Source organism: Gracilibacillus kekensis, assembly GCF_900143085.1.
Taxonomy (GTDB): Bacteria; Bacillota; Bacilli; order Bacillales; family Amphibacillaceae; genus Gracilibacillus; species Gracilibacillus kekensis.
This window is the reverse complement of the sequence record NZ_FRCZ01000001.1, coordinates 468,567-488,961: the sequence shown is the minus strand read 5'-3', so window position 1 is coordinate 488,961 and position 20,395 is coordinate 468,567. Positions and strand designations below refer to the sequence as shown.

The 20,395-nt window shown below is 36.3% G+C and carries 16 protein-coding genes and 1 pseudogene; 12 read left to right on the top strand and 5 right to left on the bottom strand.

The window, feature by feature from the left end:
* Nucleotides 1-119: 119 nt before the first annotated feature.
* Nucleotides 120-1,481, top strand: coding sequence for a hypothetical protein (locus BUC25_RS02300; RefSeq protein ID WP_073199273.1), 1,362 nt, complete (start codon nucleotides 120-122; stop codon nucleotides 1,479-1,481).
* Between the two features lie 89 nt (nucleotides 1,482-1,570).
* Here the strand turns inward: BUC25_RS02300 and BUC25_RS19755 are convergent.
* From BUC25_RS19755 to BUC25_RS19745, 3 genes and pseudogenes are all read right to left on the bottom strand, one after another.
* A pseudogene (locus BUC25_RS19755) lies at nucleotides 1,571-2,789 on the bottom strand (putative bifunctional diguanylate cyclase/phosphodiesterase).
* Between the two features lie 116 nt (nucleotides 2,790-2,905).
* Entirely contained in the window at nucleotides 2,906-3,169 is a 264-nt protein-coding gene (locus BUC25_RS19750) for an MHYT domain-containing protein (RefSeq protein WP_342039383.1), read from the bottom strand.
* Nucleotides 3,138-3,554: an MHYT domain-containing protein gene (locus BUC25_RS19745; protein WP_342039382.1), complete on the bottom strand. Its 417-nt coding sequence runs from the start codon at nucleotides 3,552-3,554 to the stop codon at nucleotides 3,138-3,140. The genes BUC25_RS19750 and BUC25_RS19745 overlap by 32 nt, the downstream gene beginning before the upstream one ends.
* A 652-nt stretch (nucleotides 3,555-4,206) precedes the next feature.
* On the opposite strand from BUC25_RS19745, the gene BUC25_RS02290 reads away from it, so the two are divergent.
* Nucleotides 4,207-5,670: an MFS transporter gene (locus BUC25_RS02290; RefSeq protein WP_084543326.1), complete on the top strand. Its 1,464-nt coding sequence runs from the start codon at nucleotides 4,207-4,209 to the stop codon at nucleotides 5,668-5,670.
* Between the two features lie 17 nt (nucleotides 5,671-5,687).
* Nucleotides 5,688-7,712, top strand: a complete 2,025-nt coding sequence (locus BUC25_RS02285; RefSeq protein WP_073199271.1) for a glycoside hydrolase family 3 protein — start codon at nucleotides 5,688-5,690, stop codon at nucleotides 7,710-7,712.
* Nucleotides 7,713-7,752: 40 nt separating this feature from the next.
* Here BUC25_RS02285 and BUC25_RS02280 read toward each other — a convergent pair whose 3' ends face one another.
* Nucleotides 7,753-8,967 carry an AraC family transcriptional regulator gene (locus BUC25_RS02280; protein WP_073199269.1) on the bottom strand — a complete coding sequence of 405 codons (1,215 nt, stop codon included), beginning with the start codon at nucleotides 8,965-8,967 and terminating at the stop codon, nucleotides 7,753-7,755.
* 301 nt (nucleotides 8,968-9,268) lie between these two features.
* On the opposite strand from BUC25_RS02280, the gene BUC25_RS02275 reads away from it, so the two are divergent.
* Complete coding sequence (locus tag BUC25_RS02275) at nucleotides 9,269-10,057, top strand: transposase (protein WP_342039381.1); 789 nt, start codon at nucleotides 9,269-9,271, stop codon at nucleotides 10,055-10,057.
* A 28-nt stretch (nucleotides 10,058-10,085) separates the two neighbouring features.
* On the opposite strand, the gene hpaB is transcribed toward BUC25_RS02275, so the two are convergent.
* Nucleotides 10,086-11,507 carry a 4-hydroxyphenylacetate 3-monooxygenase, oxygenase component gene (gene hpaB, locus BUC25_RS02270; protein ID WP_073199267.1) on the bottom strand — a complete coding sequence of 474 codons (1,422 nt, stop codon included), beginning with the start codon at nucleotides 11,505-11,507 and terminating at the stop codon, nucleotides 10,086-10,088.
* 166 nt (nucleotides 11,508-11,673) lie between these two features.
* Between hpaB and BUC25_RS02265 the strand changes: the two genes are divergently transcribed.
* The 8 genes from BUC25_RS02265 to BUC25_RS02230 all read left to right on the top strand — a co-directional run bounded on the left by BUC25_RS02265 (nucleotide 11,674) and on the right by BUC25_RS02230 (nucleotide 20,272).
* Nucleotides 11,674-12,114, top strand: coding sequence for a cell wall hydrolase (locus tag BUC25_RS02265; protein WP_073199264.1), 441 nt, complete (start codon nucleotides 11,674-11,676; stop codon nucleotides 12,112-12,114).
* A gap of 126 nt (nucleotides 12,115-12,240) precedes the next feature.
* Nucleotides 12,241-12,888, top strand: a complete 648-nt coding sequence (locus BUC25_RS02260; RefSeq protein WP_073199262.1) for a ThuA domain-containing protein — start codon at nucleotides 12,241-12,243, stop codon at nucleotides 12,886-12,888.
* 268 nt (nucleotides 12,889-13,156) lie between these two features.
* A complete protein-coding gene (locus BUC25_RS02255; RefSeq protein WP_139251750.1) occupies nucleotides 13,157-14,080 on the top strand; it encodes an ArsR/SmtB family transcription factor in 924 nt (307 codons plus the stop codon).
* Between the two features lie 232 nt (nucleotides 14,081-14,312).
* Nucleotides 14,313-15,611, top strand: a complete 1,299-nt coding sequence (locus tag BUC25_RS02250; RefSeq protein ID WP_073199260.1) for an extracellular solute-binding protein — start codon at nucleotides 14,313-14,315, stop codon at nucleotides 15,609-15,611.
* A 74-nt stretch (nucleotides 15,612-15,685) separates the two neighbouring features.
* Nucleotides 15,686-16,567, top strand: coding sequence for a carbohydrate ABC transporter permease (locus tag BUC25_RS02245; RefSeq protein ID WP_073199258.1), 882 nt, complete (start codon nucleotides 15,686-15,688; stop codon nucleotides 16,565-16,567).
* Nucleotides 16,568-17,419 (top strand): carbohydrate ABC transporter permease, encoded by an 852-nt coding sequence (locus BUC25_RS02240; RefSeq protein ID WP_073199256.1) that lies wholly within the window; start codon nucleotides 16,568-16,570, stop codon nucleotides 17,417-17,419.
* Nucleotides 17,420-17,436: 17 nt separating this feature from the next.
* On the top strand, nucleotides 17,437-19,212 hold the full coding sequence (locus BUC25_RS02235) for a glycoside hydrolase family 2 protein (RefSeq protein WP_073199254.1): 1,776 nt from the start codon (nucleotides 17,437-17,439) through the stop codon (nucleotides 19,210-19,212).
* Between the two features lie 67 nt (nucleotides 19,213-19,279).
* Nucleotides 19,280-20,272, top strand: a complete 993-nt coding sequence (locus BUC25_RS02230; protein WP_073199252.1) for a hypothetical protein — start codon at nucleotides 19,280-19,282, stop codon at nucleotides 20,270-20,272.
* Nucleotides 20,273-20,395: the final 123 nt, after the last annotated feature.

Sequence of the window (20,395 nt, the reverse complement as noted above, 5' to 3'; positions counted from 1 at the left end):
TTTCAGTTACCTAAATGGTTACAAAGGAAAAAGTCTCTATATTCATGATATACTAATTGTAGATCAAGAGGTTGAGTATAATTGCTCGACCTCTTATTATGTAGAAAGAAGGCGTAATCATGTTACAGGCTGTGCATCAACGATTTTACATTATTTATGGATTATTATTTTTGATGTTTTTGCTCGCACTTGCACTGGGGAGTGTGAAGGTCGAAATAGTAATAGCGATCTATGCATTATTGGTTTTTATGCTTTCCTGGTTCTGGGCGAGTAATCTATTTAAAACAATCAGTATTCTCTTTTTTATAATTGGGGCGAGCTTGAGCTTAGGGAGTGGTGTGTCCTTCGATGAGATTATCCGTCATATTCTCACCTCATTACCGATTTTAATCTTTCTAAGTTTATTGCCGTGGATTCGGACTGTATTCAAATTGGGTACATATGATCAATACTTAGCCCAGTTATTAGTGAGCAAAAATGGCGACTTAGCCCAGCTTTATAGTAAAAGTATAGCCACGACGTATTCCTTATTAATTTTTCTTAATATATCCGCGATTTACTTAGCTCAAGAGTTATTGCGTGAGAAATTAGTATCTTTGCCAGAAAAAATACGAAACTCGTTTATTATCGAAACGACATTACGGGCATTTTCGGTTGCGATTATTTGGAGTCCGATGGAGGTTGTTGTTGGATTGACCGTCGATGGAACGGGTGTTAGTTATCTGGTGTATTTGCCATGGCTTTTGATTAGTTCCTTTTTAATCGCTTTATTGGACATCCTAATGTCGAAAAATCGCTATAAAGGATGGGAGATTAAATCTGCTTCAACGAGCATTGCTTGGTCCGTTTTATGGCCACATCTACTGAAAATGTTTGGAATGTTGACTGTCTTTTTAGTGCTCATTCTATCTGTCAATAAAATAACAAACATGAGCTTTATTTTAAGTGTTACAATGGTTATTTTCCCATTTTCTTTGATTTGGTCGGTCTTAATTGGCAAAGCGGGTACCTTTTTAAAGGATGGTTGGTATTCTTGGAAAAATTATACGAACCATCTTCAAAATTTTGCGGTTTTATTTTTGTCATTAGGTTTCTTTTCAGGAGGATTTAATAATAGCGCAGTTCCTTCATTGCTCCAGCAATTGATGGGTTCCATGCAGGATTATCTCATTGTGGTTTTTGTGTTTATTACAGTCATCTATTTCGTATTGGCAATGGTTGGCGTTCACCCAATTGCAACAGTAGCGATATTGTTGGAGGTTTTACAGCCAATGTTTGCTTACGTTAATCCATTAAGTATCGGGATCGTCTTAATCATATCAGCACTGGCGACCTCGGCATCATCACCATATGGCATCAACGCCACGATGACATCACAAAGCATGAAAATAAACCCATACACTATCACCAAACAGAATATTCTGTTTTCACTGATGATGAGTGTAATTGGGATTGCAATAGCGTTGATTGTTAACGGGTGAAATGGTGAAACATGGGGACGGTTCTGCTGTTTCATTCTACGCTAGATTTTATGATAAAAGAATGAAACAAAAGAACCGTCCCCGGCGTTTCACACTGGTGTCTTGAATGACCAGTCTTTGATGTTTTCTGTTTTTAGTGGTTTGCTATAATAATAGCCTTGCATGACGAAGCAGCCTAGTTTTGTTAGGTGGTCGATTTCTTTCTCGATTTCGACGCCTTCTGCAATGACGTCTAATTCTAGTGATTCTGCTAATAGAATAATTGCCTGAATAATCGCACGCTTACTGGGATTCTCAATATCCATTGTGAAAATTCTATCTAATTTCACGGCTTGTATCGGTAAGACATCCAGTAACCCTAAGGAGGAATAACCTGTTCCAAAGTCATCCATTGATATTTTTACTCCAAGTGCTTGAATCGCTTCCAGTTGTTTTATAATATCACTTAAATCCTGCAACATCATGGATTCAGTAATTTCTAGTTCTAAATATGTTGGATCTAAATTATTTTTTTCTAAAATGGAAGCAATTAAATTATATAGTGTGCCCGTATGGAACAGATTTGGAGATGTTCACAGCTACTGGCTGAATAATACCCTGTGAGTGCCAGACTTTGCATTGCTTTGTTGCTTCTTCTAACGTCCACCTAGTCAAAGGTATAATTAAACCTGTTTCTTCTGCTATTGGTATAAATTCCCTTGGTGAAATAATCCCTAAACGTGGGTGTTTCCAACGGATCAAGGATTCGAAACCGTATAAAGTATTCGTTTTGACGTTCCATTTCGGTTGATACTCCATATAAAATTGGTTATCTTTTAAAGCTTTTTGCAAATCTTTTTCTAACTCCATTTTCCTTACTTCTTTTAGTCCCATTTGTGTCGTATAGACAGAGAATTGATTTTTCCCTTTCTTTTTGGCTACATACATTGCTGTATCTGCAGCTCTCAGCAATTTAGTGTGGTCAGATTCTTCATTGGAACCAACTACAATTCCAATACTTCCAGTAACATAAAGCTCATTGCCCTCTATGTGAAAAGACTGCTTAATTTGTTCTAGTAAGGAGTGAGCCGATTGCTCTAAAGCTGATAAGTCTTGATCCTTTGTTATTATTAAAAACTCATCCCCACCTATTCGATACGGTATAACTTGATCCTTCTCCCATTTTTTTAATTGTTCTCCTATTTTTGTTAATAATAAATCACCCGTGTCATGTCCTAATGTGTCATTAATTGCTTTAAAATGATCAATATCTAAATATAACACTCCTGGTTTTTGACCTATTGATTGTTTGTTTAAAAAAAGGTTCATTTCGTTTCTATTATATAAGTTTGTTAATGAATCTCGATAGGCCATTTTCTCTAATACATAACGATCGAAAAACATGGCAACCCATGAAACTATAATGATAAGGAAGATTGTAACGATCACACCAAACGATAAAAATATATTAATCGAATGCGACTGATGTTCATGTCCTCTGTAGTTTGAAATGTAGTAGCACTCATCCCCGTATAGTGCATCCCGCAAATAGCCAATCCCATTAAAATAGCTGATAACCACTTCGTCCAACTTATAGTAGTATGATTACGAAAACGTGTAAACAGGAATAAAGCTGCATATGAAGCGATAAAGGCAATCATAATCGACAAAATCACTTTAAATGTCTGATAAGTGATCTCTGTTTCCATAATCATCGCTTCCATGCCCAAAATGCATAGTGACGATGCCGCTACCCATAGATAATCCGCCAAATAAAATTTTGTTTCGATTAATTATTTTAGGCATCGTTATGTAAAAGGCGATAAATGAGGAACCTATACTTGCAAACATCGAAAGCAATATTATGAAAATATCATATTCTACTGCATCATGTATGTGATAGGCTAGCATGCCAATGAAATGCATTGACCATACACCTGCTCCCATTACGATAGAACCAGATGCCAACCAGAAAATTCGACTCTTCCCTTTTGTATTTGAGATTCTCGAAGTGATGCTAAGTGCTGAATAGGAGGAAATGATGGCAATAATAATAGATAGTGTAACCAAGTAATAATTATATTCTGCTTCCAACGCGATGTAACCCCTCTCTTGATAGACAATAATTGTAATGCGTAACTAACGCTGAAAAATCTATAATCTTTCTTTTAAGTATAATGATTGGTCTTAACAACTCTTTTATCAAAAATCCAAATGAATTGGGTAAATTTTATCATTATAAGTCTCTTTCAATAGACTTAATAATAACATAACAAAGTTTGAAGTATGTATTTATGAACCATAAATAGATTTAAGCAACATACCTTTGTATCCTTCTATATAACTAATAGATACCCTAAAAATCGACAAGTAAGCACAAATTGTAACTATTTTCGCCAACAACATGTCCTATTGTCACATCATTTTGCTAAATTGTTGAGTTGGCAAAGCATCATATGGAGATGGGAAAGTTTAAATTTCATTTCTTCCGTTTACGAATGTAGTAAACACATTACTAGATATTTTCCTAATATTTTTTTCAGAAGTGATAAAGCATACTCATAAAAAAATCTTTATTAATCAAAATAAACTGTATTTGATCAAAATATTTCTAATTAGTTAAATTTCGAGTTGTTATACTGAGTTTCAGTAAGCGTTATCAGAAATCAGAGGATCTGCTATATTTTTTTCTGATTAATGAAAGTGTTTTCAAAAGTATAGAAAAATACAAAGAGGGGGAAGCGATATGTCAGAAATAACGTTGGATAATCAAACAAATTACAATACCTCTAAATGGTGGAAGATTGGCTTATTTGCCTTAAATAATAGCGCTACCAATCTTTATTTATTTATTATTGGTTTTGTATCGTACTATGTGACTGGGATTGCCGGATTGGCAGTTGTAGCAGCGAGTGCAATTATCGGGGGAAGCAGGGTGTTTGATGCGGTTACCGATCCGATTATTGGCTTTATTATCGATAAGACAGAAGGGAGATTTGGTAAATTCAGACCTCTCATGATTGTCGGTAACATCATTTTAGCTGGTTCTGTCTTAATCATTTACAATGTAACGCATTTATTACCTGAGTCAATGCAATTAATTTTCTTTGCATTAATGTACGGTGTCTACATTATTGGTTATACTCTACAGACTGCGTGTACAAAGGCAGCACAAACGGTATTAACGAACCATCCTAAGCAACGTCCCTTATTCACTATATATGATTCGATCTATGGTATTGGTATTTTCACTGGTGGTCAGATCTTCGTTGCAAATTATTTAATGGAGAAACATGGAGATTTTACGATGGAGCTTTTTGCTGAATTAAACATGTATGGAATTGCTCTATCCGGCTTGTTTACCATTTTGGCAACGATAGCGATCTGGCAAAAAGACCGAAAAGAATACTTCGGCTTATCGAAAAACAATGTGAAAACAAGATTTCGTGATTATTGGCCGATTTTAAAAGGTAATCGAGCACTTCAAATGTTAGTGCTTGCAGCATCTACCGATAAAATTACAGTAATGGTGATGAGGCAGCCTGCAGTATATGTCATGTTCTTCGGTATTATGATTGGGGATTATGCGTTAAGTGGGACAATGTCAGCGATAACCGTTATTCCTGCCATTTTGATTACTTTTTTAGGTGTAAATATTGCAACAAAAACAGGGTTGAAAAGTGCTCTCGTTAAAGCAACTTGGATAGGGATTCTTTCGGCAGCCTTTTTATTTATATTTTTCTTAATGGTCGACCCAGGCACAGTCACGCTTAATAATTTGGGCTTTACCACGATTATTTTCTTAATCGCTTACAGTATTCTGCAAGGTATTGAAAAATTGACTACACCTCTTGTGATGCCAATGATTGCTGATGTAGCAGATTATGAAACCTACAAGTCTGGAAGATATGTCCCTGGTATGATCGGGACAGCTTTCTCGCTAATTGACAAGGTGATGTCCTCGTTAGCACCAGTGATTGTAGGTTTAGCAGTTGGTTTTATCGGTTATAAAGATGAATTTCCTCAAGTAGGAGAGGCGCTGACGCAACCATTATTAATTACTACGTTAATTTTGATGTTTGGTGTTCCGATATTCGGATGGATGATTTCATTGATTGCGTTGAGATTCTATCCATTGGATCATACAAAAATGGAGGAAATTCAACAAGTGATCTCAGATATGAAAAAAACAGAGAAAAGTGACAGATAAAACGAGGAGGAGAAGAAATGCATACTCAAAAAGTAACAACGAGAGTAAAAGATATGATCACCGTTAATGGCAAACAGTTCCGTGATTTAAATGGAAATGGCGTTCTGGATCCGTATGAAAATTGGGAGCTTCCAATTGAAGAAAGAGTGAAGGATCTCGTGTCACGCATGACTTTGGAAGAGAAAGCCGGATTAATGATGGTATCGTCTCAATATATGCCGAACTCCGCTAAGATCCCTGGAGAAAACAAGTTGAAAGAAACAGATGAAACGGGCTTATTAAACGAAACAGATGTCGTATTAAAAACACACCCTTTCTCTAAACCAGGAGATGATAATTATGAGCTACCAAAGCCATTGTTATACAATGCGGGAACAACAAAAGGGATACTTGATTTAAATTTGAGGTATTTTATTGTTCGTGACAATCCAAAAGCAAAGGATTTAGCGACATGGACGAATAAGATTCAAGAGGTTGCGGAAAGCTCGAGGTTAGGAATTCCTGCTGTGATGGTATCCAACCCCAGAAATCATATCGGTTATTTGTATCACGGAATGATGGAAGCGTCTGGACAGTTTTCAATTTGGCCTGGTGAACTAGGTCTAGCTGCTACTAATGATGAAAAGTTGGTGAAGGAATTCGCTGAAATTGCTGCGAAAGAATGGCGAGCTTCTGGTCTTCATAAAATGTATGGTTATATGGCTGATATAGCGACAGATCCACTCTGGATGCGCTATAATGGCACTTTTGGTGAAGATCCTGATCTTGTTTCAAAAATGATCCGTTCCGTGATCACAGGTTTTCAAGGTGCAAAATTAGGAGAAACTAGTGTTTCGATGACAACGAAACATTTTCCAGGCGGTGGGGCACGACATAAAGGGCATGACCCACATTATCCGTGGGGCAGTTTTAACCCGTATCCGACAGAAGGAAGCCTGTATCGCTATCACATACCACCGTTTCGAGCGGCAGTGGAAGCAGGAACTTCTTCGATTATGCCTTACTATTCTTATCCTAGTAATCAGCATAGCGCGCAACAATTGAAAGAAGATCAAGCTTTTGAAGAGATTGGTTTTGCTTATAATAAAGCGATTATACAGGGTGTTTTGCGGAAAGAACTAGGATTTAAAGGGTATATAAATTCAGATACCGGCATTATTAATATGATGCCGTGGGGGGTAGAGCACTTATCTGCAGAGGAAAGATATGCGAAGGCAATTGAAACAGGTGTTCATATGTTTTCAGATGAGGCGGATCCTTCTACTTTATTGAGCGCTGTTGAACAAGGTTATGTTAGTGAAGATAAATTGGATCATTCGGTGACATATCTATTGACGGAAATCATGGAATTAGGTTTATTTGAAAATCCATATGTTGACGAGCAACATGCCCAAGCAGTAGCAAAAAGTAAGGAATCCCAGAAATTAGCGGATCAAGCACATCGTCAATCGTTCGTCTTATTAAGAAATGATCAAGAGACATTACCTATAAAAGATGCGCAATTAAAAGATATGAAGCTATATGTGGAAGTTTTTCAAAAGGATGGAGCGAAAGAGGAAAGCGACAAGTTAAAAGAAGCGATCCAGAATCACGAGCCAGACCTAATCGTAACAGACAATCTGGAGGAAGCGACAGATGCTTTATTACTTGTGTCTCCTACCCCTGTAGCTGATCGTCCGGATCAACCATTATCAGTTGCGTTAGGAACAGAAACGGGTGTGGATGTTGCGCGGATAAAGGAAATTGAAAAAAGAGTGCCTGCGATTGTAGGAATTAATATGACGAATCCATGGTTAATCGGCGAGGTGGAATCAGGTGCAAGTGCCGTATTTAGTACATTTGGTATTAAATATGAGCCTTTAATGGATGTCCTTCGTGGCAAATATCATCCAACAGGAAAGTTGCCGTTTACGATCCCTGCAGATCAAAAGGCTCTCGATAATAGTCCAGGAGATATTCCAGGCTCTGCTAAAGGAAAAGACTACGTGTATCGTGATAAGCAAGGGAATGCGTATGGTTTTGGATATGGTATATCTTATTAATAAAAGAAGGGGTAGCATTGTGCTATCCCTTCTTTTTAGGTTAATAATAAGAATGTTTCTTTTGATAATGGGCTGGAGGCATGTAATAATATTTTTTAAAAACTTTTGTAAAGTAATTGAGGTCATAGAAGCCAACATATTCTCCAACCTCTTGTACAGAATGCTGGCTGAACTCAAGCATTTGAGCGGCTTTATCCGCACGAGCATGATTAATATAATTAGGAATCGATTCATGTACCTCCTTATTAAAGGTACGTGATAAGTGAGATGTACTCACACCAGTATATGTAGCTAATTGATCTAATGTCAGCTCATCACTTAAGTGAAGTTGTATGTAGTTCACTACTTTTCGAACGAGTGGTGAGAAAATTCGTAAACTGTATTTTTTAACAAGACGACAGTATTCTTTAATCATCTCTATACCTAATTGCTCCAATTCGGAAACATTAGTCGATGCTTCAATCAGAATTGCATAATGATTAGAAATGGAGTCCAGATAAATCGGATGTACACTCGCTTGCTCGCTAGCAATCCGGAGGTGGGTATTATGAACGAAAGCCAGATTTTTCTGATTACGTAATGGATTACGGTTACGTTTAATCACTTTTAAATGTTTCTTAAGAGTGAGATGATGCTCAATGGCCTTCGAAGTATTTCCATATTGAACTTCTAAATACAATTGGTTGATCACTTCATACCTTTTTTCTAATAAGGGCATGATTGATTCGGCATAATCTTTTTGTTCGGTGTCTTTATCTAATGATTGATCTGCCTTTTCTAATACAATTTCTTTGACGATAGGGTCAGATTTCGTGTGGAACAGCTTGTTGATAATAGTTTTTGCGACAAAAAGTAATTCGGTACTTCGACAAACGGGCAGGGATTCATAATAGGTATAAAAAGCTAACGAATAGGAAATAGGAAAATGATTCTCCTGCATTAACTCCTCCGCTATTTCCTTGGTAATTTCTTGTTCAATAAATGGTCCGAAAACAATAATATACTCAGGATCAGCATAAAAAACAATATAGTTCATCATCAAAGAATCCTTATAATGAGTAATCATCTCCTGACTTGGAAGCGTAGTCAACTTACTTGTCATTTGCCGCTTTTGACGAGCAGACAAAAATAAAGGCAACTGCTCCCCATAATCCTCCCACAAACCCTCAAGATCAGCATCCAAAACCAACACCCTAAGCGAAAACAACCCACCCATCAACTCATCAACAAAAGAAACCAACTCATCCCACTTCATATAATCAACCTTTCAGCACGGGTGAAACACGGGGACGGTTCTCGTGTTTCACTTTTGAGATATTTTTGAGATCCTTCTTGAAAGTTTGAACTTTAGGAAGGATTTTTAGTGATTTTGTAGAAATATATGTATGTGTGCAAGCCTTTGGACAAACTCACGATGTAGCAAATATTTGAGCCCTCTCAAGTGCCCCATTTCCACCTTTTTCTTTAACGACTTATCTTTTTTTATCCAAATATGAAAAACTAAACTGTTGTGACCTTCAGCGGAATGCCTTTAAAAAATATGTTATGTAAATGTGGTGATTAAAATCCCTCGTCAAGCTAGAAAGAAAAGTAAAACAGGTATCTATCATGTCATGCTTAGAGGTGCTAATAAGCAAGAAATCTTTCATGACGATGAAGACAATATGAGATTTTTGGATACGATAATCAAATATAAAAAGCAATTAGAATTCAATATTTTTGCATGGTGTCTTATGAATAACCATGCCCACTTACTTATAAAAGAAGGTAAGGAAGAGCTTTCGATAACAATGAAACGTATTGAGGTCAGTTATGTCCATTATTATAACAGGAAATACAACACAACTGGACACCTTTTTCAAGATCGCTATCGAAGTGAAAACGTAGAAACGAAGCGGTACTTCATGACGGTTTTGAGATATATTCATCAGAATTCGATGAAAGCGGGACTTGTATCTCGTGTAGAGGATTGGACCTGGAGTAGTTGCTCCGGCTACTATGATAAAGGCTGTTATTATCAGCATTTACTTGATAGTGATTCGGTTCTGAAGTTGTTTTCAGGTAATAAAGCAATTGCAGTAGAGGATTTTCGTAAGTTTAACGAACAAAACAATAATGATAGTTGTTTTGAAAATCAGGCTGAAAAGGGGCGACGTTTAACGGATGAAGAAGCAAGGGATAAAATAAAAGAAGTTCTTGGTACTAGAAATCTTGCACAAGTAAAAAGTTTACCTAAAAGCGAACGAGACGACCTTTTGCGAAAAGTTAAAGAAATAGAAGGTCTGTCTCAACGTCAAGGCTCAAGAATTTTAGGAGTTTCTGTTAGTCTGATTCATAGAGCGTAATGAAACAGGAATAACCGTCCCCACTGTTTCACCCCAAAAACCGTTTGACATAATCTGTCTGTTTTTTGAGGTCGTAATGTTTGTAGAGTTCTCGGGAAAGGTGGTTGGGGTTTCCGAGGAAAAAGCGTTCGTATTGTGTTTGTCTGCTCCCGAATGCACTCATGGTGGCGTCCCATGCGAGTCGAAATAATTGTACTCGGTCTTTTGCTTCTAATGTCGCACTTTGTAAGTATTGCTCTAAATCGGATTTTATCTCAGATTCGAAGTCTGCCTCGGTTGGGATCGATACTAATCCGCTAGAACCTAATAATTGGATGATTTCTGTTAGGCGAGCATAGACTTTTGGATAAAGAGCTGTTGCTACTTGTAATGGGGAAAGCTCAGGTCGCATCAAATTAAATTCATCCGTTTCTGCATAGACTTCCGCTTTTATTACAAGTGCCTCCATCGTTTCGAGAACGTTAATCATTTCTGCCATCATTTCCTGCACATAGGGATACTCCTGAATATTAATCGCATCCACAATGGATTCTGCAATTCCTATTAAAAAGTCTGTTTTAATAATTTGCCTACTGACAATTTGATGTAATGTAAACGGAAGAAAAGCACTTTCATTTTTAAACGTATTTGATATTTCAATATTGTGGTAAAAAAATACGCGATCCCATGGAACGATGACATCATCAAATACTACCAAACTATCAGATTCTTCAAACCTCGAGCTGAGTGGGTAATCATACGAAGACTCACCAGCAACAAAGGAATCTCTGCTAATAAACTTTAATCCCTTTGTATCGCTTGGAATTGCAAAGGCAAAGGCGTATGCTTTATCCGTGATGCCGCCTGGAGAGAAAACGATAATCTCATCTGTAAGCCCACCTTGAGTTGCCAGTAAGCGTGCTCCTTTAATAACGATGCCTTCCTTTGTTTCATCCACAATTTTTGCAGCTATCGGCTCTTTTGAATCTTCAAAGTAAAGGACCGAGCGATTGACTTGTGGATTGATAAAAGTATGTGTAAAGGAGAGATCTCTTTCTCTTGCCTCTTCGTAAAAATCAATGAGATGTTGTGGGAAGCAATTCAGTTTTCCTTTAAGTAGTTTAGCAGATGAAGCAAACGTCATAAGTATCGTATTCATATAATCCGGGCTTCTGCCAAGCATGCCACCACTTAACTTTGCCCATTCTTGCACCATTTTTCTTCGTTGGAAAAGATCTTCCTTGGTAACGGGTGGCAGATAGGAGACGCCAAACGGATGGCCTGTTACGGGTGAGCGATAAGTCATAAAATCCTTTTTGTGTTGTAAGTTATAAAGAGAGGCTTGACTTTTGATCACTCCTTTGAATGCAGTATGGTTCAGAATATCCTTCACTTTATGTCCATTATGCCAAAGATTCACATTTAATTTTTTTAATCGATTAACATAGATATCTCCTGTTATTGCAGGCATACATACACCCCTTGCTATAAAATGAACTCACATTATTATACAAATATTTTAAGAAAATGTTACGAGAACAAAAAATAGTCTTTTGTATATGATAAAAATGACTATCTAAATAAGGCTTAATGAAACAGGAGAACCGTCCCCCTGTTTCACTGGAGGTGATCAATAATTGGCAAGGGTAAAGTATACTTCAAATGATGTTAATTTGATGGCGAGGATGATGAGAGCGGAGGCTGAGGGTGAGGGGCGTCTTGGAATGTTGATGGTTGGTAATGTGATTGTGAATCGTGCGAAGGCGGATTGCTTGGACTTTGAGGATGTACGGTCGATTCGAGATGTGATCTACCAAGTTCAAGGTGGAAACTATTCCTTTGAAGCAGTACAAAAAGGGAATGTTTTTTATAATAGGGCAAGAGGTGTAGAAAAAAAATTAGCTGAACAAACGCTGAAGTATTGGCGCCAGCATCCTTCTAAATATGCTTTGTGGTATTTTAATCCGTATGGTGAATGTCCACCTACTTGGTATGGCCAACCATTTACAGGACAATATAAACAACATTGCTATTATGAACCACAGCCGGACACCTGTGAAAGTGCCTATCGATGGTAAAACTAAAACCCCAATTTTGTTGGGGTTTTTGCTTTGTGTTTATTTCTTATGTAAAATATAATGATAACGCTTTACTTATGAAGCTTTAGAAAAAAATGCGCGATTTAATAAAGGAGATGAGATAAAATGGCCAAGAAAATCCTAGCTGTATTGGGTGATTATTATCATCGCAAAGATTGGGCAATACAAGCACTTGAATCAGCAATAACATCGATGGAGGAGACAATTGAAATAGAATACAGCACGGTTGATCAACTTGTAGAAAATGTAGCAGGAAACCCTGATGCAGTTATATTGTTTGCTGAGAATCGAATAAATCCTGAGGATGAAACCGTAAGAACATGGATGGACGAAGAAGAAGCATCCGTGATTGCAAGATATGTAGAAAATGGTGGAGGATGGTTGGCTTGGCATTCAGGTTTAGCCAGTTATGATAATGTTCAAAATTATACATCGATGCTCCATGGTTATTTCAAATACCATCCGCCGGAACATCAACAAGTAACCTATTATCCAAAACCTAATTCTGAGTTAGTTGATAAAGGATCAAGTTTCTCGATCTTAGATGAACACTACTTCGTTGAATGCGATGAAACAAGAACAAATGTATTTTTGATAACAGAGTCAGTAGATGGTAGCTCCATTGGTGGCTGGAACCATCGATTTGGAAAAGGTAATGTTGTTTGTCTAATACCAGCACATTTAAAAGAAGGATTAATGAATGATTATGTTCAAAAGCTTTTAATTAGTTGTGTGAGAAAGGTTATATCTTGAGATAGCTTTCAGTAGATACTAAAAAGAATGGGACAAAGAAAAAACATTGTTCCTTAAACTCTTCTCACTCTGGTAACTTATCTTGTATTTCGTTTCTTTTTAGTAGAGTATGAATACGAGGAAAAGAGGAAATGCATACTTCATACCACCTCTTGAGTGTATTAGTTTTAATAATTTATATCTATTCAATACAGAAAAGTTGTAATATACTTATTAATGGTATAAAATATTTAATTACATACATAAATTTTAAAAAGGTGGATTAAGAATGTTAGAGCTTTCTATAAATAACATGGAGCAGTTAAGTAGCGTAACTCGTGCGCTTTCTTCTAAAGTTAGATTACAAATTATTGATCTACTAAATACAGGTAATTTAAATGTGCATCAGTTAGCAGATGAATTGGAAATACCAGTCTCAACAGCTGCCTCGCATGTAAAAATTCTTGAGGAAGCCTCTCTGATTCATACAGAATTAAGACCTGCCAAAAGAGGTGCGATGAAAGTTTGTACTAGAAATTTCGATGATGTACATATTGCTCTAAATCAAAAAAAGAAAAAAATAGATGAGATTGAAAATTATGAACTAGAGATGCCTATTGGTCAATATTCCGAATTTGAAGTAGCTCCAACTTGCGGAATGGCTAATCAGGATAAGTTTTTAGTCCCAGAGGATGAGCCGGTTCATTTCTATAATCCAGTAAAAAGTGATGCTCAGATTATATGGACTAGAAAGGGTTTCTTAGAGTATAAATTTCCAATCATTTTAAAAGCCAACGCAAAGATTAAGAGTATTCAGTTTTCATTGGAAATTTGTTCGGAAGCACCAAACCATGATCACGAGTGGCCTTCTGACATTACTGTTTGGATAAATGACATTGATGTTGGGACATGGACGAGTCCTGGTGACTTTGGAGATCGTCCTGGTGAACTCAATCCAAAATATTGGGCAGATTCAACGAGCACGCAATACGGAATTTTAAAAACTTGGAAAGTTACAAATGAAAAGACGATGCTAGATGATATCAACCTTTCGAATGTGACAACACAAGATTTGAATTTGTTGGATAATAATTTCGTGAAGTTTAGAGTAGGGATTAAAAACGATGCGGTTCATAAGGGTGGCATGAATATTTTTGGAGAAAAATTCGGTGATTATCCTCAAGGTATTAAGTTAAAAATAGACTATTACTAAATATCTAGCTGACCAATAAGAAGATTTATTCTTATTGGTCAGTTTTTTTGTTTTTTGTAAAAACAACCACTACTATAGTTACAATATTTTTGTATTAAAATCATATTTTTAAGAATGTTCGTTGACAAAAACTAAATGAAAGCGTATACTTCTGTCTAAAGTTACGAAAATTTTAATTCAAAACAAAATTATTGTAACTAAAGTTAGTTTATTTTAAAGAGGAGGAGTCATGATGAAAAAATCGTTGTTTTTGTCTTTATTGTCATTACTATTAGTATTAGCAGCTTGTTCAGGATCAGGTGGGTCAGATGAAGAAGTTGCGTCAGATGTTGACTTGCCAGAAGGTACTACTGAGGTAACAATGTGGAACTTATTCGGTGGTGGAGATGCTGAATTCATGCAGGAAATAGTAGATGACTTTAACGAAAGTCAAGATGATTATTATATAAATAATGTGATGCAGGAATTTGATGAGTATTATACCAAGCTTTTAACAAGTATCGGTTCAGGGCAAGGTCCCGATTTAGCAATTTCGCACTCGCATGTATTACCAGAGCTTGTTAATCAAGGATTAGTTGTTGATATGACAGATATTGCCTCTGAAGTCGGTGTGAATTGGGATGAATTTAATCAGAATATTTTAGATGCAACGGTTTATGACGATCAGCATTTTGCTATTCCTATTGATACACATGCCCAAATTATGTATGTAAACAATGAATTAGTTGATGAAGCTGGACTAATGAATGATGATGGTACGATTCAAATGGAAGAATCTCCTGAAGGATATATAGAATTTTTCAAAACGTTAGATGAAAATCTTCCGGATGAAATCATACCTTTTACCTTTTCATCAACAGGTGGAGACCCCTATTGGCTATGGTGGGGGATGTATTCCCAACTTGGTGGAGAGCATATCTTAACTGAAGGTGACCTTGAAAATCCAACATATGACATAGATTTAGACAAAGCAATAAAAGCAGCAGAATTTGTTAAAAGTTTATATCACGAGCATGAAATTGTTCCTTTGAATATTCAAGATTTCGTTTCTGAATTTCAATCTGGGAATGCAGCAACAACAACTACCGGCGTATGGACAACTGGATTACTGGAGACAACGGAAGATTTAGATTTCACTCCAATGCCAATTCCTAATGTTTTTGGCGAAAAGGCAGCGTGGGCTAGTTCTCATACTTTGGTCTTACCATATTATGATGATGCAGACGCCGAGGTACAAAAAGGAGCTGTCGAATTCATGAAATTTGCTACTGACAATGGCGCGATGTGGGCAGAAGCTGGACACATCCCGGCAAAGGATTCAGTAGTCGAATCTGAAGAATTCCAAGAACTCCCTTATAGAAGTGAGTATGCACAGGTAGCCGATTATGTTAATTTCGTTGACAGAAATGTATATGCACGTGGTATTGAAGAAATTATTACAAGAAATCTTGATTCGATTTGGGCAGGAGAGGTCGAGGTAGAAGAAGCTTTTTCTTCTATAGAATCTGAAATTACAGATTTAATTGAATAAACAAAGTAGTGGATGTCTATAGGCGTGAAATAGACGTCCACTTCTAAACCTCCCCAATAGAAAGGAGACTTGTGATGAACTCGAAGAAGAAAGCATGGATGCAAGATTTAAGAGCTCTACCATTTCTGTTGCCTTTTTTTATTGCATATCTGATTTTTACCATCTTCCCAATCTTTAAAGGGTTGGAAATGAGTTTATATGAGTGGAATTTAGTGAGGAAGTTAGAATTTGTTGGATTAGAGAATTATACCGAAATGTTTCAAGACGAGTTCTTTTGGGATAGTTTATGGAATACTACGTTGTTTGTAATTCTTACAACACCCACAATGGTTGCATTAGCCTTGGTTTTAGCATTATTAGCTAATTTAAATACAAAATTACAAACTTTTTTCCGAGGATCTTTTTTTCTTCCAAGTATCCTATCGGTAGCCGTTATTTCATTCTTAGCTATCTTTATGCTACAACCGTATAATGGCTTGGTGAATACCGTATTGCAATTAGTAGGAATTAATGCTGAACCATTTTGGATGGCTGATAAAACATTAGCGTGGGTAACAATTGTAGTCGTTACGTTATGGTGGACTGTTGGTTTTAATATGGTGTTGTTTCTTGCAGGTCTACAGGATATTCCTGAATCACTTTATGAAGCAAGTGAAATAGACGGAGCAACGAGATGGGAGCAATTCCGATATATTACGCTTCCACAATTAATACCAATCGGGCGAGTCATTTTATTGTTGCAAATTCTAGCATCCTACAAAGTGTTTGCCCAAATTCTATTAATTACGGGTGGTGGACCTGGTGGGGCTACTCGTCCGTTAATCCAGTACATTTATGAAGTCGGATTCACTAAAAATAATCTGGGATATGCTGCGACGATGTCCTATGCATTATTCTTTATCCTGTTAGTTCTTTCCATTATTCAGCTTCGAAGTCAACGATCGGAGGGGAAATAAATGAATAAAAACAGCTTGAAGATTCTGGAAAAAAACCGTGATCCTTTTCGAAGTGTAAAATTAACTGTCGGTATTACCATTTCAATAATATTTATATTTCCGATCATCTGGATGATGTTTGTCTCCGTTAAACCGGATGGATTTATGACTACCAATCCTGTTGAATGGTTTACACCTCCATATACATTCTCCAATTATGTCGATTTAATCATGAACAGTTTGATTTTACGATGGCTTTGGAACAGTTTAATTGTAGCTGTAATCACAACGATTCTTACACTTGTGATCACATCATTAGCTGCATTTGCTATATCACAAATGAAATTCCGCTTTAAAAATACGATTTTTATCTTTTTCTTACTAGGATTAATGATTCCTGGTGAGGCAACAATTATTCCATTATATGAAATTGTCAAAAGTCTTAACATGATTGATAGTTATGCAGGGCTTATATTGCCGATGATTGCCTCACCTTTAGGTGTTATTATCTTGAAAAGTTTTTTCGACGGCGTACCACGGGAAGTGATTGAAAGTGCGATTATGGATGGCTGCTCCTATCTTAAATTATTTTATAAGATAGTCTTACCATTGGCAAAACCAGCAATGGCGGCTATCGGTATCTTCACTTTTATTGGTTCCTGGAATAATTTCTTGTGGCCATATTTATCAATACTATCAGAAACATTGTATACATTGCCTGTTGGTTTACCAGTTTTCAATTCGACATATTCACAGGCATATGTTCAACCGATGACAGCTAATGCCATAGCATCAATACCTGTAATCGTAGCCTTTTTAATATTTGAAAAACAAATTGTAAAAGGTATTAGTTTTACAGGAATTAAAGGATAACAAAAGGAGAATAGAAAATGACAACAAAAAATTCAACTTATCAACGAACAGAATACCCAAGACCACAATATGTCCGTGAATCTTGGCAAAACTTAAACGGAACATGGAAATTTTCATTTGATGACAACAATGAAGGAGAAAAAGCTAAATGGTTTGCGAATCCTTCTTTTACTACTGATATTAACGTTCCTTTCACTTATGAAACAAAAGCGAGCGGAATTGGGGAAGAAAAATTCCATCCTTATATTTGGTATAAACGAGATTTTGACATTCCAGAAAAAGAAGTAGGAAAGAATGTTATTTTAAGATTCCAGGCTTCTGATTACAAAACAAAAGTCTGGGTGAATGGTACCTTTATTGGAGAACACATAGGTGGAAATGCAGCATTTTCCTTCGATATTACAAATGCAGTAGTGGAAACAAAATCAAATGAGTTAGTGGTAAAGGTAGAAGATAGTAACAGCTGTTACCAGCCAAGGGGGAAACAACGTTGGATTGATGAGAATTTCGGTTGCTGGTATGTGCAAAATACTGGGATTTGGCAAACAGTTTGGTTAGAGTTTGTCAATAAAGAACGTATCGATAACGTGAAAATCACTCCTAATATTGATACGAGTTCTGTAGTTTTTGAATATAAATTAAACGGCGAAGTAGATGATTCATGGCGAATTGATACGACCATTTCATTTAATAGTCAAGTAGTGAAAAAAGTATCTTTAAACCCTAATCGATCCAATGCCACTTATGAAGTGGACTTATTATCAGAAATACATGAATGGAAAGTGATGCACTGGACTTCAGAACATCCGAATTTATATGATGTGGAATTTACTTTGCTCAAAAACAATGAAGTAATAGACAAGGTGACATCCTATTTCGGAATGAGAAAAGTATCGATTAAGAATGGGCAAGTGCTTCTCAATAATCGTCCGATTTATCAGAAGTTGTTGTTGGATCAAGGGTATTGGCCAGATACGATGCTGACCCCTCCATCTGATGAAGCAATCCTAGAAGATATTGATAAAACAATGGCAATGGGCTTCAATGGCGTGAGAAAGCATCAAAAAATTGAAGATGAACGTTTTCTATACTGGTGTGACAAAAAAGGTTTATTAGTATGGTCTGAAATGGCAGCAACCTATGAGTTTTCAGATGAAGCGGTGGAGAATTTCACGAAAGAATGGCTTGAAATCATGCAACAAAACTATAATCATCCATCTATTATAACTTGGGTGCCATTTAACGAATCATGGGGTGTTCCAAATATTTTAACAAATAAAAAACAACAAGCATTTACCGAAGCAATTTATTATCTAAGTAAATCGTTGGATAACGAGAGACCGGTAATCGTAAATGATGGTTGGGAGCACACGATCTCAGATATTATTGCCCTTCACGATTATGAAGAAGTAGGTAAAGTATTCTACGATCGTTATAAAGAGAAAGACAATATTCTTGGCAATAAGATTCCACACAATCATCAAAAATATGCCTTTGCAGAAGGATATGAGTATCAAGGTCAACCTGTCATCCTAACGGAATATGGCGGTATTGCGTTCAAAGATGAAAGTGGCTGGGGCTATGGAAACCAAGTGGCATCAGAAAAAGAATTTTTGGACAGATATAAAGAGATCACAGACGCAATCAAAAGCATTCCATATATTAGTGGCTATTGCTATACACAGACAACAGACGTACAACAAGAAATTAACGGACTACTAAATGAAGATCGCACACCGAAAATAGCGATGGAGAAAATTAAAGAAGTAAATGATGCGAATGTAGATAAATAGAGAAGATATGAAGGGTTGTTCAGCAGTTTATGAACAATCCTTTTTCTCTAGAGAAGGGGGTAAGTGTTTGAGAGACGATGCCATGGATTATATGAAAGGGTTATTAGTTATTGGAATGGTCTACACACATATTATGCAATTTTTTAGTGATGTAGATATTTACCCTACTACTATATTTAGTATTGAATTATTTAATTTAATTACATTTTCCGGTTTCATATTTTGTTTTGGATATGTGAATGAATTGGCCTACTATCGGAAAAGATTTAGTGATGTTTATATGAGAATGCTAGTTACCAGTCTGAAAACTTTGGTCACTTTTTATATCTCAGGGCTTGCTTATCAAATTTACGTGAATAGCATGCCACTAGATAGTAACACGATTGTACCCGTTCTATTAATACAAGAAATACCTGGATGGTCAGAATTTCTGTTATCCTTTTCATTGATTATGTTAATGGGACTCATTCTTTTTCCGATCATCAATTGGCTAAAGGTGAGAAAAATACTGTTCTGGTTAGTTACTTTCACGTTATTATTCAGTACGTTTATCAATTACAGCATGATTGATTCACCTTATCTGGGCTTATTAATTGGGACAGAGTTATTTCCTACTTTTCCGGTTATTCAATATCTGCCTTTCTATTTAATAGGTATCTATTTTGCTAAGTATCGAATCATTTTCAAATGGAAGTATGTAATTGGTTCTATTGTTGGTACAGCTGTATTCACTTTATATCTGATCCGGAATGAAGGTCAGCTTCCCATGCGATTTCCACCCTCTATTTACTGGATAGTGGGATCGACTTTTTGTTTATATATCTACTATTTGATAAGCAAATTCGTAAAAAAGCAGAAGTATGAATTAGCTTTGCTGAAAGGTATGGGAAAGAATGCTCTATTTTATTTAGTCATGAGTAATATATTTATATTTTCTTTAGACAATGTGTTAGGCACAAAGATAATCGGACCATGGTATTGTTTGTTGTTTACTTTTGTATTATTGTTACTAATTTCTTTTTTAAATAGTATTTCCACTTATACAAAAAGAAGAACGTAATCATTTTTACGATACATTTTACAGGGAGGTATTATCATGCCAGATCAAATTGTCTTTTTTAGTGGGCCTTTGATTTCTTTTTGAATAATCTTGAAAAGTGGCCGAGTTATTCATTAGTTGTTA